9 protein-coding genes are annotated in these 16,514 nt (G+C 71.5%); 4 read left to right on the forward strand and 5 right to left on the reverse strand.

Features of this window, described 5'->3' with window-relative positions:
• Nucleotides 1-98 precede the first annotated feature (98 nt).
• Together AB0C26_RS15180 and AB0C26_RS15185 are read left to right on the forward strand one after the other, a co-directional pair.
• On the forward strand, nt 99-5,387 hold the full coding sequence (locus AB0C26_RS15180; RefSeq protein WP_360247062.1) for an Ig-like domain-containing protein: 5,289 nt from the start codon (nt 99-101) through the stop codon (nt 5,385-5,387).
• Nucleotides 5,388-5,432: 45 nt separating this feature from the next.
• Nucleotides 5,433-10,169, forward strand: coding sequence for an Ig-like domain-containing protein (locus tag AB0C26_RS15185; RefSeq protein WP_360247064.1), 4,737 nt, complete (start codon nt 5,433-5,435; stop codon nt 10,167-10,169).
• A gap of 12 nt (nt 10,170-10,181) precedes the next feature.
• Here AB0C26_RS15185 and groL read toward each other — a convergent pair whose 3' ends face one another.
• From groL to AB0C26_RS15200, 3 genes are all read right to left on the reverse strand, one after another.
• Entirely contained in the window at nt 10,182-11,804 is a 1,623-nt protein-coding gene (groL, locus tag AB0C26_RS15190; protein ID WP_360247066.1) for a chaperonin GroEL, read from the reverse strand.
• Between the two features lie 267 nt (nt 11,805-12,071).
• Nucleotides 12,072-12,962: a hypothetical protein gene (locus AB0C26_RS15195; RefSeq protein WP_360247068.1), complete on the reverse strand. Its 891-nt coding sequence runs from the start codon at nt 12,960-12,962 to the stop codon at nt 12,072-12,074.
• 59 nt (nt 12,963-13,021) lie between these two features.
• Nucleotides 13,022-13,252, reverse strand: coding sequence for a hypothetical protein (locus AB0C26_RS15200; RefSeq protein ID WP_360247070.1), 231 nt, complete (start codon nt 13,250-13,252; stop codon nt 13,022-13,024).
• Between the two features lie 305 nt (nt 13,253-13,557).
• On the opposite strand from AB0C26_RS15200, the gene AB0C26_RS15205 reads away from it, so the two are divergent.
• Nucleotides 13,558-14,067: a GNAT family N-acetyltransferase gene (locus tag AB0C26_RS15205; protein ID WP_360247072.1), complete on the forward strand. Its 510-nt coding sequence runs from the start codon at nt 13,558-13,560 to the stop codon at nt 14,065-14,067.
• A complete protein-coding gene (locus AB0C26_RS15210; protein WP_360247074.1) occupies nt 14,067-14,534 on the forward strand; it encodes a hypothetical protein in 468 nt (155 codons plus the stop codon). Before AB0C26_RS15205 ends, AB0C26_RS15210 begins: the two co-directional genes overlap by 1 nt.
• On the opposite strand, the gene AB0C26_RS15215 is transcribed toward AB0C26_RS15210, so the two are convergent.
• Both AB0C26_RS15215 and AB0C26_RS15220 read right to left on the reverse strand, forming a co-directional pair.
• Nucleotides 14,470-15,474 (reverse strand): GNAT family N-acetyltransferase, encoded by a 1,005-nt coding sequence (locus AB0C26_RS15215; protein ID WP_360247076.1) that lies wholly within the window; start codon nt 15,472-15,474, stop codon nt 14,470-14,472. The two genes, AB0C26_RS15210 and AB0C26_RS15215, sit on opposite strands and share 65 nt — an antisense overlap.
• Nucleotides 15,456-16,436 (reverse strand): GNAT family N-acetyltransferase, encoded by a 981-nt coding sequence (locus tag AB0C26_RS15220; protein ID WP_360247078.1) that lies wholly within the window; start codon nt 16,434-16,436, stop codon nt 15,456-15,458. Before AB0C26_RS15220 ends, AB0C26_RS15215 begins: the two co-directional genes overlap by 19 nt.
• Nucleotides 16,437-16,514: the final 78 nt, after the last annotated feature.

A 16,514-nucleotide genomic window follows, 5' to 3' on the forward strand; every position in this document is an offset into this window, starting at 1 on the left:
GGCTCCCCGCTGCACCCGATCCGCACTCGGTGATTTCTAGCGTCGATGGAGGCCGGACCGTGGGAGTCCGCCGCCGCCGAATGACGACGGGGTTCCGCATGCACCGAGCCGTTCTACGTTCCCGGCCGTACCGGGCGCTTGTCCTGGTGGTCGTGGTCGCCGTCGCCCTCACGGTCGCGGTGACGCTGGTCGGCGGCACGGCCGACGCGGCGATCACCAGCGAGTTCAAGGCCCGTTTCTCGGCCAACGTGAACGGCTCGATCATCCTGCGCGGCAACACCAACATGGTGTGCCCGGTCTCCACGACGTGCACGGCGGCGCAGGCCGGCACGTACACCGGCACCGACAAGGGTGTGCTGAACAACAACAACTACGTCATGCAGTACGCGGACGGGGACAGCGACCCGGACACGTTCAACGTCAGCACCACCAAGGTGACGCTCCCCACCGGCGGCAGCAAGGTGCTCTTCGCCGGTCTGTACTGGGGCGCCGACCTCAGCGCCGGTAACAGCGGTGTCGCGGCCAAGAACGAGAGCAACGCCGACAAGGTCCTTTTCCGTACGCCGGCGAGCGCGGCCTGGCAGACGGTCACCGCCACCACGCTCTTCCAGAACGCGTCGATCAAGGCGTACCAGGGCTTCGCCGACGTCACGGCGCTGGTCTCGGGCGCCGGCGACGGTGACTTCTCGGTGGCCAACATCCAGGCCGGCACCGGCAAGGACCGGTACGCCGGCTGGTCGCTCGTGCTGGCGTACCAGAACCCGAACGAGGCCATGCACAGCCTGCGCGTGTTCGACGGCTTCGGCGTCGTGACCAGCAAGGACACCCAGGTCGACATCAACGTCACCGGTTTCCAGACGCCGGACCTCGGCCCCGTGAACGCCACGATCGGCACGGTCGTGTACGAGGGTGACCTCGGCCTCGAGGGCGACAACCTCAAGCTCGACGACGGCGCGGTCAGCGACGCGGCCAACCCGGCCACCAACTTCTTCAACAGCACCGTGAGCGAGAGCGGCACGCTGCTCAACAGCGGCCGTTCCCCCGGCAACCGCAACCTGATGGGCGTCGACGTCGACCAGTTCGACGCCTCCGGCAAGCTGGCCACCAAGGCCAGGACGGCCAAGCTGACGCTGACCACGGGCGGCGAGACGTTCTATCCGGGCGTGGTCACCTTCACCACCGACCTGTTCGCCCCCGACCTGGTCACGACCGTGAAGGGCACCGACGCCGACGGCGGCGACCTGCTGCCCGGCGACGAGATCGAGTACCGGATCGACGTGCGGAACAACGGCAGCGACCCCGCCGACAACACCGTGATCAGCAACGCGATCCCGACGCACACCACCTACGTCCCGGGCTCGATGACGGTCAAGGGCACCCCGGTCGCCGACACCGGCGCCACGCCCGCCTGGAACCTCGGCTCGATCGCGAACGGCAGCCCGACCTGGGTGACCTTCCGGGTCAAGGTCGACAACGACACCCCGGCCGGCTCCGCGGTCACCGACGTGGCCAGTTCCTCGTTCACCGCGCACTTCACCAACATGGGCGTCGACGGCGTACCCGGAACCGACATCATGACCGTGCAGCAGCCGCACGCCGACCTGGCCGCCACCTTGACCGTCTCCCCGGCCACCGTGCAGCGGGCCGCCGCGCCGAACACGGTCGTCTACACCGCCGTGGTCACCAACAAGGGTTCCGACCTGGAGCCGGCCGCCACCGCGAAAGTGACCCTGCCGACCGGTGTCACCGCCGGCCCGCTCCCGTCCGGCTGCTCCGCGTCGGGCCAGGTCGTCACCTGCCCGGCCGGCGCGCTCGTCGCGGGCAGCCAGGCCACCCTGACCATCCCGGCCACCGTCGCCGGCAGCGCCGCCCGGTCGGCCGTCGCGACCCTCGACGTCTCCGGCTCCGGCCTCGACGCCGTCGCCGGCAACAACAGCAGCATCGCCACGCTCACCGTCAACACCGCGCCGAAGGCCGTCGCCGACACCGCGACCACCACCAACGGCACGCCGGCGAAGATCGACGTGCGGGCCAACGACACCGACACCGAGGACGCCCCGTCCGACCTCAAGGTCACCATCGGCACCCCGCCCGGGCACGGCTCGGCGGTCGCCGGGGCCGACGGCTGGATCACCTACACCCCGGTCCCGGGCTGGGCCGGCGCCGACACCGTGGAGTACGTCGTGACCGACTCCGACGGTGGCACCGCCACGGCCACGGTCACGGTGACCACCGCCAACGCGGCCCCGGTGGCCGGCGACGACGTGGTCGCGACCGGGCCGGGCACCAAGGCCGACATCTCGCCGCTGGCCAACGACTCCGACCCGAACGACGACCCGATCCACGTCGCGTCGATCACGCAGCCGCAGTCCGGCGCGGGTGCCGCCACGCTGAACGGCGACGTCGTCACCTACGTACCGGCCGCCTCCTTCAAGGGCATCGCGACCTTCACCTATACGGTTCAGGACAGCGCGGGCAAGCAGACCGTCGGGCAGATTCGGGTCACCGTGGGCAACGCCGCCCCGGTCGCCGCGCCCGACCGGGCCGGCGCCGATCACGCCGGGACGGTGACCGTCGACGTGCTCGCCAACGACACCGACGGCAACGACGACAAGCTCCGCCTCGTCTCGGCCGGCCGGCCCGACCACGGCACGGCCACGATCAGCGCTGGCAAGGTGGTCTACACGGCGCCGGCCGGTTTCTCCGGCGACGCCACCTTCACGTACGTCGTCAGCGACGGCACCGACACCGCGACCGGCACGGTCACCGTGACCGTGGCCAACGCGCTGCCCGTGGCCGCCGCCGAGACGGTGACCACGCCGTACGGCACCGCCGTCACCGTCGACGTGCTGGCCGACGCCAAGGACCCGAACACCACCGACAAGCTGCGGGTGAGCGGGCTGACCACGCCGGCCGGCGGCACGGCTGTGCTCGGCGCCACCGGCAAGATCACGTACACCCCGAAGGCGGGCTTCTCCGGCGCCGACAGCTTCGACTACACGATCACCGACGACAAGGGCGGCCTCGCCACCGCGACCGTCAATGTCACCGTGGCCAACGGCGTGCCGGTGGCCCGGCCCGACTCGGTCACCGTCCCGGCCGGCGTCGTGGCCACGATCGACGTGCTGGCCAACGACTCCGACCCGAACCGCGACCCGCTGACCGTCACGGTCGACGTCGCCCCCGGGCACGGCACGGCCACCGTCGGCGCCGACGGCAAGATCACCTACACGCCGGCCGCCGGCTACCGCGGCACCGACTCGTTCCACTACACCGTCGCCGACGGCAAGGGCGGCACGGCCGGCGCCACGGTCACCCTCGGCGTGGTGAACACCGCGCCGACCGCGCGCGACGACGCCGCCGCCACCGACACGGACACCGCGGTGACCGTGCACCCGCTGGCCGACGACTCCGACGAGAACGGCGACACCATCCAGCTCACCGCGGTCACCACGCCGGCGCACGGCACGGCCGTGCTCGCCGCCGACGGCACGATCGCCTACACCCCGGACGCCGGCTTCCAGGGCACCGACACCTTCACGTACTCGATCACCGACGCGTTCGGGAAGACGGCCTCGGCGCTGGTGACGATCACCGTGCGCAACGCGGCCCCGATCGCCGTGGACGACCGGTTCGTCGTACACCCCGGTGTGACCTCGACCCTCGACCTGCTCGCCAACGACGTCGACCCGAACACCGGGCAGAAGCTCGGCATCTCGTCGGTGACCCAGCCGGCCAAGGGCGTCGTCACGATCACCGCCGACGGCAAGGTCACCTACCGCCCGAACGCGATGACCACCGGCACCGACACCTTCGACTACGTGCTCACCGACGATCTGGGCCGCACCGACACGGCCACGGTCACCGTCATCATCGACGCGGCGCCGACCGCCGTGGCCGACACCGCCACGACCGCCTCGGGCCAGGTCGTGGACATCGCGGTGACCGCCAACGACACCGACCCCGGCTCGGCGCTGACGCTGGTCTCGGCCGGCATGCCGGCCCACGGCACCGCGACCGTCGCCGGCGGCAAGATCCGCTACACCCCGGCCGCCGGATACACCGGCACCGACACCTTCACCTACGTGATCAGGGACGCCGCCGGCAGCACGGCGACCGGCACGGTGACCGTGGCCGTCGGCAACGCCGACCCGGTGGCCGCCGACGACGCGACCGCCGTCCTGGCCGGTAAGCACGTCGACGTGGACGTGCTGGCCAACGACACCGACCCCAACCCGGGACAGAAGCTGACCGTCACCGCGGCCGGCACCCCGGCCCACGGCACCGCGATCGTCGCCGACGGCAAGATCCGCTACACCCCGGCCGCCGGGTACACCGGCACCGACACCTTCACCTACACGATCGGCGACGGCAACGGCGGCACCGCCCGGGCGAGCGTCACCGTCACGGTCAGCGACGGCTCACCCGTCGCCGTGCCCGACCAGCACACCACGGCGTACCAGCAGAACCTGACCGTCGCGGTGTTGGACAACGACCTCGACCCGGCCGGCACGCTCGGCCTGACCGCTGTCACCACCCCCGACCACGGCACCGCGAAAATCAGCGGCAACAAGATCGTCTACACCCCGCCGGCCGGTTTCTCGGGCGTCGCGACGTTCGGCTACACGGCCACCGACGGCGACGGCGCCGCCACGAGCACGACCGTCACGATCACGGTCGGCGCGCCCCCGGTCGTGCCGAACCGGCAGCTCACCACCAAGGCGGGCGCCCCGGTGCGGATCGTCATGCCGACCACCGACGAGGCGGGCCACCCGATCACCGTGCTCTCGATCGGCCGGCCGAAGCACGGCACGGCCAGTCTGAACGCCGACGGCACGGTGACCTACACGGCGGCGGCCGGCTGGTCGGGCACCGACAGCTTCACCTACCAGGCCGCCGACGCCGCGGGCAACCAGGCCGCGGGCACGATCAGCATCACGGTGGCCGGGGTCAACACCAAGCCGGCGGCCCGCAACGACGTGGTGGCGGTCGACGCGGGTGACTCAGTGGTGATCCACCCGCTGGCCAACGACAAGGACGTCAACCAGGACAAGCTGCGCATCACCGCGGTCGGCCGCGCGCGGCACGGCACGCCGGTGCTCAACAAGGACGGCTCGGTCACCTACGCGCCGTACGACAGCTACGCCGGCGGGGTGGACTCGTTCACCTACACGATCAGCGACGGGCACGGCGGCGTGGCCACCGCGATCGTCACGGTCACCGTGAACGCGCCGGCAACCGGCGGCAAGCTCCCGAAGACCGGCCTGAACATCGTCTCGATGGTCACCGCGGGCGGCGCCATCGTCCTGGTCGGCGGCTTCCTGCTGATGGCCGGCCAGCACCACGGCCCCGGACGGCACCGGCCCGGCCGGCACCGGATGACCTGAGGCGTTCCGGTCACGCTGGGCGCCCCGCGCGCCTAGCGTGATCTGGTGCGCGGACCGGTTCTCCTCCTCGCCATCGCGGTCACTCTGGCCACGCTGGTCACCGGGCGGGCCGACGCGGCGATCTCGGACACGTTCACGAGCCGGTTCGACGTCAACGCGAACGGTTCCATCATCCTGCGCGGCAACTCGAACCTGACCTGCTCGACGCTCGTGCTCCAGTGCGCCTCGGCCCGCACCGGCAGTGGGGTCTCGACCAGCTGGCTGAACAACAACAACCAGACGATGGTCTACACCGACGCCGACGGTGACCCCGTGTCGACGTTCAACGACAGCAGCTCGACCGTCACCCTGCCGGCCGGCAGCAGCGTCCTGTTCGCCGGCCTCTACTGGGGCGCCCTCACCGCCCTCGACGTCGGCGTGCTTCCGGCGCCTTCACCGAACAACAAGGGCAAAGTCCGATTTCGTACGCCGGCCGGCGCGACCTGGAATCCGATCGCCGCCGACGAGGTGTACACGGCGTCCACCTCCGCCTACGAGGGGTTCGCCGACGTCACCGCGCTGGTGGCGGCCGCCGGCAACGGCGTGTACTCGGTGGCCGACATCCAGGCCGCGACCGGCACCGGCACCTATGCGGGATGGGCGCTGGTGGTCGCGTACGGCAATTCCGCCGAGCCCCTGCGCAGCCTGCGCGTCTACGACGGCTTCGGGTCGATCACCGACAAAGACGTGGACATCCCGCTGTCCGGCTTCGAGACGCCGCACTCCGGAACCGTGCACACCGAGGTGGGAGCGGTCGCCTTCGAGGGCGACCTGGGCACGACGGGCGACAGCCTGAAGATCGACGGGCAGCCGCTGGGCGACACGGCCAACCCGCTCAGCCCGGTGAACGTCTTCAACAGCACGGTCAGCGAGAACGGCGCGATCGTCGGTGGCCGCGACCCGGCCTACCGCAACCTGTTCGGCGTCGACATCGACCGTTTCGACGCCAGCGGGATGCTCGGGCACGGCGTCACCCAGACCAAACTCACCATGTCCACGACCGGGGACGTGTACTACCCGGGCGTCCTCACCGTCGCCATCGACCTCTACGCCCCCAAGATCACCACGACGATGACCGGAACCGACGTCAACAACGGCGACCTCCTGCCGGGCGACGAGATCGAATACCGGATCGTCGTCCGCAACGAGGGCAGCGACACCGCCGACGGCGTGCGCCTGACCGACGCCATCCCGACCTACACGTCGTACGTGAGCGGCGGCCAGTACGCCGCCGGAAATGTCACCTTCGACCTCGGCAGCATCCCCTACCTCGGCACGACGACTGTCACGTTCCGGGTCCGGGTCGCCCTCGACACCCCGGCCCTGTACGCCATCGCCAACATGGTCAACGTCTCGTACACGGGCCGGACCACCAACGTGAGCGTCGCCGCCGTCGGCAGCACCCTGGCCGCGACGGTCAAGCAGCCCAAGGCCGACCTCGCCGCCGGCCTGACCATCAGCCCGGCCGACGTGCAGCGCGCCGCCGCCCCCAACGCCGTCACCTACACCGCCACGGTCACCGACCTGGGCCCCGACCCCGAGCCGGCCGCCCGGGTCGAGCTCACCCTCCCGGCCGGGGTCACCCCGGGCCCGCTCCCCTTCGGCTGCGCCACCTCGGCTCAGGTCGTCACCTGCCCGGCCGGGCAACTGGTCAGCGGCAGCAAGGCCACCGTGACCATCCCGGCCACCGCCGCGCCGGGCACCGCCACCTCGGCCCCGGCCACCCTGCGGGTCTCCGGGAGCGGCCAGGACCCGGCCCCGGGCAACGACACCGCCACGGCCACCCTGCGGGTGAACTCGCCACCGGTCGCCGTCCCCGACGCGGTCACCACGAGCCACGCCACAGCGGTCACCTTCGGCGTCCGGGACAACGACACCGACCCCGAGGACCCGAACACCGGCTTCACCGTCACGATCGTCGGCCCGCCGACCCACGGCAGCGCGGTGGTGCTGGCCGACAACTCGGTCCGCTACACGCCGCAGACCGGCTGGGCCGGCGCCGACCCGTTCCAGTACACGATCACCGACGGCCACGGCGGCTCGGCGACCGGCACGGCCACCGTGACCACTGCCAACGCCCCGCCCGTGGCCAACCCCGACGTCGCCGGCACCCCACCGGACACCCTGGTCACCCTGCTCGTGCTGGCCAACGACACCGACCCCAACCCGGGCGACATCCTGCACGTCACCGGCCTCGGCGCCGTCTCGCCGGCGTCGGCCGGCACCGCGGGCCGGGCCGGCGACCTGGTCAGCTTCCAGCCCGCGACGGGGTTCTCGGGCCGGGCCTCGTTCACCTACGTGGCCGACGACGGTCACGGCGGGCAGGCGACCGGCCAGGTGTACGTCGACGTGCAGAACGCCGCGCCGACCGCGGCCGACGACCTCGCCTCGACGCCGTACCTGACCGGTCTGCTGATCAACGTGCTCGGCAACGACCGGGACCCCAACGTGGGCGACACGATCAGCATCTCGGCGGTCGGCCCGCCCAGCGCCGGCACCGCCATCCCCGAGCCGGGCGGCATCCGCTACCAACCGCCGGTGGGCTTCTCCGGGGTGGCCACGTTCCGCTACGACATCCGGGACAACGGCGGTCTGCCCTCGTACGCCACGGTCACCGTCACCGTGGGCAACGCCCCGCCGACGGCGGCGAATCGGACCGCCACCACGCTGTACGGCATCCCGGCGGTGATCAACGTGCTGGCCTCCGCCACCGACCCCAACACCACCGACACCCTGACCGTCACCGGCACCACCGACCCGGCCCACGGTTCGGTCGCGCGCAACGTCACCGGCACGCTCACGTACACCCCGGACGCCCGCTTCTCGGGCACCGACTTCTTCGACTACACGGTGGGCGACGGCCACGGCGGCGCGGCCACCGCGCGGGTCACGGTCACGGTCGGCAACGGCGTGCCGGTGGCCCGGCCCGACTCGGTCACCGTGCGCACCAACCTGCCCGAGGTCATCGACGTGCTCGCCAACGACGACGAGGACCCGAACGGCACGCCCCTGACCATCACGGTCGGCACGCCGGCGCACGGCACGGCGGCGGTCGGCCCCGGCCAGAAGATCACCTACACGCCCGGTCCCGCGTTCCACGGCACCGACGCGTTCGCCTACACGCTCAGCGACGGCCTGGACACCTCGACCACGACCGTGACGGTCGGTGTGGTCAACTCGCCGCCCATCGCCCGCCCGGAGTCGGTCGCCACCGACACCGACGAGCGGGTGACCATCGATCCGCTGGCCAACGACGAGGACCCCAACGGTGACGCCCTGAGCCTGGTCGGCTTCACCGCGGCCGCGCACGGCACGGTGGCCCGCGACACCGACGACACGGTGATCTACACCCCGGCCCCCGGCTTCTACGGTCTCGACGCGTTCACCTACACCATCGAGGACACGGACCGGCTGGCCGTCTCGGCCGCCATCACGGTCACCGTGCGCAACGCCGCCCCGATCGCCGAGGACGACACCTTCGTGGTCCGGCCGGAGATCGTCACGGTGGTGGACGTCCTGGCCAACGACCACGACCCGAACACCGGCCAGCCGCTGGCGGTGTCGGCCACCGGCCCGGCCGCCGAGGGGACGGTCGCCCTGGCCGCGGACGGCACGGTGACCTACCGGGCCGACGCGGACTCACCGGGCGCCGACACCTTCACGTACGTGCTCACCGACGACTGGGGCCGCACCGACACCGGCACGGTGCACATCACCGTCGACTGGCCGCCGACGGCCGGCGACGACGACATCACGACGCCTTCCGGCACCGCCGTCGACATTCCGGTCCTGGCCAACGACACCGACCCGGAGGGCGGGCCGCTCACGGTCGTCACGGTCGGCACACCGGCGCGGGGCGCCGCCACGATCCTCCCGAACGGCCAGATCCGTTACCAGCCCCGGGGCAGCGCGGCCCAGGTCGAGACCTTCGCCTACGGGGTACGGGACCGGGCCGGCAACACCGCCGGCGCCCACATCACCGTCCACGTCGACCAAGCCGTCACCCCACCGCCGGACCCGACCACAGCTCCCACCGTGCCACAGCCCACCGCGCCGCAACCCACCGCGCCGCAACCCACCGCGCCGCAACCCACCGCGCCGCAACCCACCGCGCCGCAACCCACCGTCACGCAACCGGCCGCGCCGCAACCCACCGCGCCGCAACCCACCGCGCCGCAACCCACCGCGCCGCAACCCACCGCCACGCAACCCACCGCCACGCAGCCGGCCGCCACGCAGCCCGTCAGCCCGCGGCCCTCCGGCTCCTCGACCGCGACGGCCGGTCCCGCGCCTCCGGCGGGCACCTACAAACCTGTGGTTCCCGACAAGGTGGCCGCCGCCCAGCCGGGCCACCCCATCGGCATCCCGCTACCCGCCTCCGACGCCAACGGCCGCCCGGTGACCGTCCGCTCGGTGGGCCGGCCCGAACACGGCACAGCCGTCCTCAACGCCGACGGCACAGTCACCTACACCCCGCCGCCGGGCTTCGCCGGCGTCGACAGCTTCACCTACGAGGTGGTCGACGCCAACGGCACCATCGCCACGGCCACCATCACCGTGACTGTGGGCAAGCCCGACCAGCTCCCCGGCCCCGGCCTCCTGCCGCTCCCGGCCACCGGCGACAACATCCTCGCCGTGATCGCCGCCGGCGGCATCACCCTGACCATCGGCGCCGCCCTCTACTGGCTCGGCGCCTCCGGCGGAAAAGCAGAAAGGCGGGCCCGCCGAAGCGGACCCGCCTGACTAAGACTGGACTCAGAAGTCCATGTCACCGCCGCCCGGGGCGCCGGCCGGAGCCGGGTTCTTCTCGGGCTTGTCGGCCACGACGGCCTCGGTGGTGAGGAACAGCGCGGCGATCGACGCGGCGTTCTGCAGCGCCGAGCGGGTGACCTTGGCCGGGTCGATGATGCCCGCGGCCAGCAGGTCCACGTACTCGCCGGAGGCGGCGTTGAGGCCGTGACCCGGGTCGAGGTTGCGCACCTTCTCCACCACGACGCCGCCCTCGAGGCCGGCGTTCACGGCGATCTGACGCAGCGGGGCGTCGAGCGCGAGCTTGACGATCTGCGCGCCGGTCGCCTCGTCGCCGACCAGGTCGAGCTTGTCGAACGCGGTCTTGCCGGCCTGCACCAGGGCGACGCCACCACCGGGCACGATGCCCTCCTCGACGGCCGCCTTCGCGTTGCGAACGGCGTCCTCGATGCGGTGCTTGCGCTCCTTGAGCTCGACCTCGGTGGCCGCGCCGACCTTGATGACCGCAACACCGCCGGCCAGCTTGGCCAGGCGCTCCTGCAGCTTCTCACGGTCGTAGTCGGAGTCCGACTTCTCGATCTCGGCGCGGATCTGGTTGACCCGGCCCTGGATCTGCTCGGCGTTGCCGCCGCCGTCGACGACGGTGGTCTCGTCCTTGGTGATGACGATCTTGCGAGCGGTGCCGAGCAGGCTCAGGTCGGCGCCGTCGAGCTTGAGGCCGACCTCCTCGCTGATGACCGCGCCACCGGTGAGGATGGCGATGTCCTCGAGCATGGCCTTGCGGCGGTCACCGAAGCCCGGGGCCTTGACGGCGACGGACTTGAAGGTGCCGCGCACCTTGTTGACGACCAGGGTGGCCAGGGCCTCGCCCTCGACGTCCTCGGCGATGATGACCAGCGGCTTGCCGCCCTGCATGACCTTCTCGAGGATCGGGAGCAGGTCCTTCACCGCGGAGATCTTGCTGTTGGCGATCAGGATGTACGGGTCGTCGAAGACGGCCTCCATACGCTCGGCGTCGGTCATGAAGTACGCCGAGATGTAGCCCTTGTCGAAGCGCATGCCCTCGGTGAGCTCGAGCTCGAGACCGAAGGTGTTGCTCTCCTCGACGGTGATGACGCCTTCCTTGCCGACCTTGTCCATGGCCTCGGCGATGATCTCGCCGACCGTGGAGTCACCGGCGGAGATGGAGGCGGTGGAGGCGATCTGCTCCTTGGTCTCCACGTCCTTGGCCAGCTGCTGCAGGCCCTCGGAGACGCTGGCCACAGCGGCCTCGATGCCCCGCTTCAGGGCCATCGGGTTGGCGCCCGCGGCAACGTTACGCAGACCCTCACGGACCAGCGCCTGGGCGAGGACGGTCGCCGTCGTCGTGCCGTCACCGGCGACGTCGTCGGTCTTCTTGGCGACCTCCTTGACCAGCTCGGCGCCGATCTTCTCGAAGGTGTCCTCGAGCTCGATCTCCTTGGCGATCGACACACCATCGTTGGTGATGGTGGGAGCGCCCCACTTCTTCTCGAGCACGACGTTGCGGCCCTTGGGGCCGAGCGTCACCTTGACGGCGTCGGCGAGCTGGTTCATGCCCCGCTCGAGGCCGCGACGAGCTTCCTCGTCGAATGCGATGATCTTGGCCATACGGCTTTGTCCTCCTGGACATACGCGGTGCCGGGCCTCGTCGGCCCCGCCCGTTGCGGAACTCTGCGGACGTCACCACCTGGCGTCGTGACGTCCTCAGGCCGAGCCGGATAGCCCGCGACGACCGGCCCCGTGCCCCGGCGCCGATGGCGACGCCGTGACCGAGACCCCACCGTCCCGACCTGCTGGCACTCACCGCTAGCGAGTGCCAATGACTTGTTTAGCACTCTCGGGTGGCGAGTGCAAGGAAACGGCGGGCTCCCTAAGTCAGTCTTCAGGGGCGTTCAGCTCAGCGCGCAACGACCGGCTGGTCACCGGTCCTTCCGAGCGACGGCCTTGGCCGTACGCCACGAGCGCCGCCACCGCCCACACCTGGACCGCGACCACTCCGACGGCGGTCGCCGCGACCCCGCCGAACAGCTCGTCCGCCACTCGCGGCAGCACCGAGGCCACCGCCGAGACGGCCACCATCCCGACCGCCGGCCCCCGCCCCAGCAGATGCGCCGCCCGCCGCAGCCCATGACCTCGTTCGATCAGCAGCACACACCCGAAGACCCCGGCCACGGTCAGCACCCCGGTCGAGGCGACAGCGGTCAAGGCCTCGTTGGCCGCCAGCGACAACCCACCGGTCACCAGCCCCACAGCCGCGAACCGGAGCCACAGACCCCGCAGCCGGTACGCCACCAGACCCCACACCTGACGCGGGCCGGGCCGCACCCCGTCGGCCGCCGACGGCACGGCCACCCCGACCGCCGCGGCCAGACAGATGACAAAGGGCAGCGCCGACACGGTCAGGTAGGCCAGCCACATGGTCGGCAGCAACAGCAGCCCGAAACCACCGGCGAGATCGGACAGCGCCGGCGCCGCGATCACCGTGTCGTCCAGCCGGCCCACGAAGAAGTGCAGCGGCAGCGCCGCCAGAGCCATGGCCGGCAGCAGCCGCACCCCGTCCCGCCCGAGCACCGCCGCGACCCGCCCGGCCCAGCCCCGCAGCCCCGACCCGGCCGCCGGCACCAGCGGATCAGCCACCTCCGAAATCACCGTTTCGGGTACGCCCCCGCGCGGCAACTCAGCCGTCCGCGACTCCGGGTCGAAGGGGTCGGCCGCCGCCACCACCGGCCCTTCGACCATGTGCATAGCGCCTTCGCCCTGATCCATCGAAACACCTTGCCCCAGCACCCACTCCCCCCGCCACCCGGCACCCTCACCGCGACCGATCATCGCCGGACCGGACGGGCGGCCTCCTCGCCGAAAAGCAGCAGACCGCTCACCACGGCCGCCGCGATCCACCACGAATCGACGCCGAACCAGGCGAGAGTCGCGTGCCCGGCGATCAGCACCCCCACCATCGCCACCGGAGACATGTCGGGCCGACAGCGCGGACACAGCGCCTCCTGCTGTCCAGGCGACAGCTTCAGCCAGGTCGATCTGCAGATCGGCGTGCCCATCTGGTCGATCGGGGAGTCGACTCCGGCGAACGGGTCGCGCGGGCGTCCTCGTCGCGCCGGTCCTGGCTCAGCCGGCGAACGCCGCGGCTCACGAGGCTGCGGCTTCCACCGGCGCGCCGAGCGTGACGGACCATTCCGCTCCGTCGGCCGCGCGACAGGCGACCTGGCCGCCGTGACCGGCCGCGGCCAGGTCAGAGGTCGGGGCAGTCAGGGGCCTGTCCGGCTTCCACGTCCAGTGCTGCTCCTCTCGTCCGATTACCGCTAACGGGTTGCCGGAGGGGTGGTCAGCGGGTAGTCAGGACGGCATGGACAGCTGGAGCGTGCACCGGGTCACCGTCGGCGACGCGGCGCGGATGCGGGCTCTTCGGCTCGAGATGCTGGCCGACAGCCCGCTCGCCTTTCTCGAGACGCTGGCTCAGGCGGCCGCCCGGTCGCACGAGGGCTACCGCCAGCGCATCGCCCAGGCCGCGACCGGGGACGAGATCGCCAACTTCGTGGCCGATCCCGGGCCCGGCAAGCGGCTCATCGGTCACGCCGGCGGCACTGTCGCCCACGATTCGGCGCCCGAGACCGTGGTCTTCGCCGTTTATGTCACCCCCGCCTACCGGGGCGGCAAGGTGCTTCCGGAGCTGATGGAGGCCGTCTTCGACTGGTCGCGGCGGGCCGGGCGGCGCCGGACGATGCTCGAGGTGGTCGTCGGCAATGATCGGGCCGTCCGGGCGTACGAAAAACTCGGTTTTGAAGACACCGGCGAACGCGTGCCCCACCCGGTGCTGCCGGCCCTGACCGAGCTGCGCATGCGGCGGCGGATCTGATGGCCCGGCGGCATGTGGCGCGCAGCCTGATCACCGCGGTGAACGGGACCACCGCCGTGGGCCTGCTCGTCGCCAAGCTGGGCGGCGCCAAGCTGCGGCGCGGCCGGAACGGGGTGTTGATCGCCGAGGGTTACCGGCTTCGGGTGCCGCCCGCGACGTGTTTCACGGTGGGCTCGGTGATCATGACGAGGCGGACGGCCGATTGGCTCCTCTCGCCCGAGAAGCAGGCCCTGTTCGGGCACGAATCCCACCACGCCACCCAGTACGCCGTACTCGGACCGCTGTTCTGGCCCGCCTACTGGGTGGCGTGCGGCTATTCGTACGCGATGTCACGCACCTACGGTTCCCGCAACATCTTCGAGCGGATGGCCGGCCTGGACGCGGGCGGGTACAAGCGGCACGTCAGGCGACGGTCTTCTGCCACTGGATCAGCGACTCCACCGGCTGGAATCCCATCGCGCGATTGACCCGCAGCATGTGCTCGTTGCTCGCCGCGTTGAACGTGTCGATCACCTCGACCCGCGGGTCGCTCTCCCGGACGTACCGCAGGTTCTCCAGTTTGACCACGAGCCCGAGCCGGTGACCTCGGTGCTCCGGGTCGACCAGGGTGATGCTCTGCCAGATCTGCGCCGGTTTCTCGTTCTCGACCGAGATGGTCGTCACCGCGACCAGGCGCCCGTCGCGCAGCGCGCCGGAGTGGTAGGTGGTGCGCCCGCGCCGGGCCCGTGACCGCTCGTCCTCGCGGATCCGCTCGGCGTCGACCTTCTGCGCTTCCCAGGCGAGGTCGCCGACGGGCGAGTCGGTGAGGAGGCGGCCGCTGAGGTAGGCCACGTCGTCGATGATGTCGTCGGGTGCCACCCCGCTCCATTGCACCAGCCGGTAGTCGCCGGCCCCCGCCCACGCCTCGGCCAGCAGCTTGTCGAGGTGGGGCTGGTCGACCGTGGCGAGGTCGAGCCGGCTGCGGATCTCCTCGAGCCCGGTCGTGGCGCCCATCGCGGTGGCGAACGCGCCGCCGTCCGGGTGCCTCTGCACGGTCGGCCCGATCAGGTGGCGGCGGCCGAGCTCGTGCGTGCGCGCCACGGCCAGCTCCCACAGCGCCCGCCCCACGCCCTGCCGCCGCGCCGAGGGCAGCACGCCCAGCTCGAGGTCGACCGTGTCGAGGTTGTCGTCCTGCGGCAGCCCCAGGGTCAGCAGCCCGACCGGCTCGCCGTCCAGCAGACCCAGGCTGCGCTCGTACGCGTAATCCGGCCACCCGTTCGCCACGGCGGCCCGATAGCCCTCCAGCGAGGAGAACGGAACGTCCGGCTGGTCGTGCTCCTGACAGGCGCGAGCGATCGCGTACGCCGTCTCCACCGCCTCACCGAGCGGCTCGGTGCGCACCCGCCCGCTCACAGGTCGTGCTGCCATTCGGTGGAGGTCTCGACCGCGCGGTAGCCCATGGCCCGGTTGATCCGCAGCATGTGCTCGTTCTGCGAGGCGTTGAAGGTGTCGATCGCCTCGATGCCGGGCCGGTGGTGGCGGATGTTGTCGAGGTTGGCCAGTTTCACCAGCAGGCCGAGGCGGTGGCCGCGGTGGCCGGGGTCGACCAGCGTGGTCTGCTGCCAGGCCTGTACGGGCTGGGCCAGCTCGCCGGCGATGACCGTCCAGGCCACCAGCTTGTCGCCGTGCAGCGCCCCCGCGCAGTAGCTGATCCGGCCGCGTTTCTGCCGCGCCTCCTCGTCCTCGCGCAGGCGGTCGGCGTCGATCTTCTCCGGTTCCCAGGCGATGTCGCCGGTCGGCGCGTCGGCCAGCAGCCGGCTCTCCAGATAGGCGACGTCGTCGATGATCTCGCGGGCCGGCACACCGAGCCAGTCGATCACCCGGTAGCCCTCGGCGTGGGCCAGCGCCTCCGCGCGCAGCTTGTCGAGGTGGCCCTCGTCGATCTTGGTCAGGTCGAGCCGGCTACGGGTGTCCTCCAGGCCCGCGACGGCGCCCATCGCGCGGGCGAACGCGGCGCCGTCGGGGTGGGTGTCCACGGTCGAGCCGATGACGTGTTTGCGGCCGTTCGCGGCGGCGCGCTCGAGCATGAACTCGTAGAGGGCCCGGCCCACACCGTGCCGCCGGTGTTCCGGCAGGACGTCGAGCACCATGTGCGCGTTGGTGAGGTTGTCGAGCTGGAACAGCTCCAGTCCTCCGAAGCCGACCGGTTCGCCGTCGAGCAGACCGAGGTACCGCTCGAAGGCCGCGCCGGGTGGCGGATGGAGCAGGCCCGCTTTGAAGGCTTTCTCGGTCATGAAGGGCAGGTCGGGGGATTCGTGTTGCTTCGCGGCCCGCAGGATCCGGTAGGCGACGGGATCCCGCCCGTCAAAGGGCTCGATCGATACACGCATGGCCGCCACCCTTCCGGGCGACGGCCATGAACGCGAACGATTTTGGTCGGGAGAACGGACGCACACCGCCTCCGGCAG

The organism is Actinoplanes sp. NPDC048796, assembly GCF_040650035.1.
Taxonomy (GTDB): Bacteria; Actinomycetota; Actinomycetes; order Mycobacteriales; family Micromonosporaceae; genus Actinoplanes.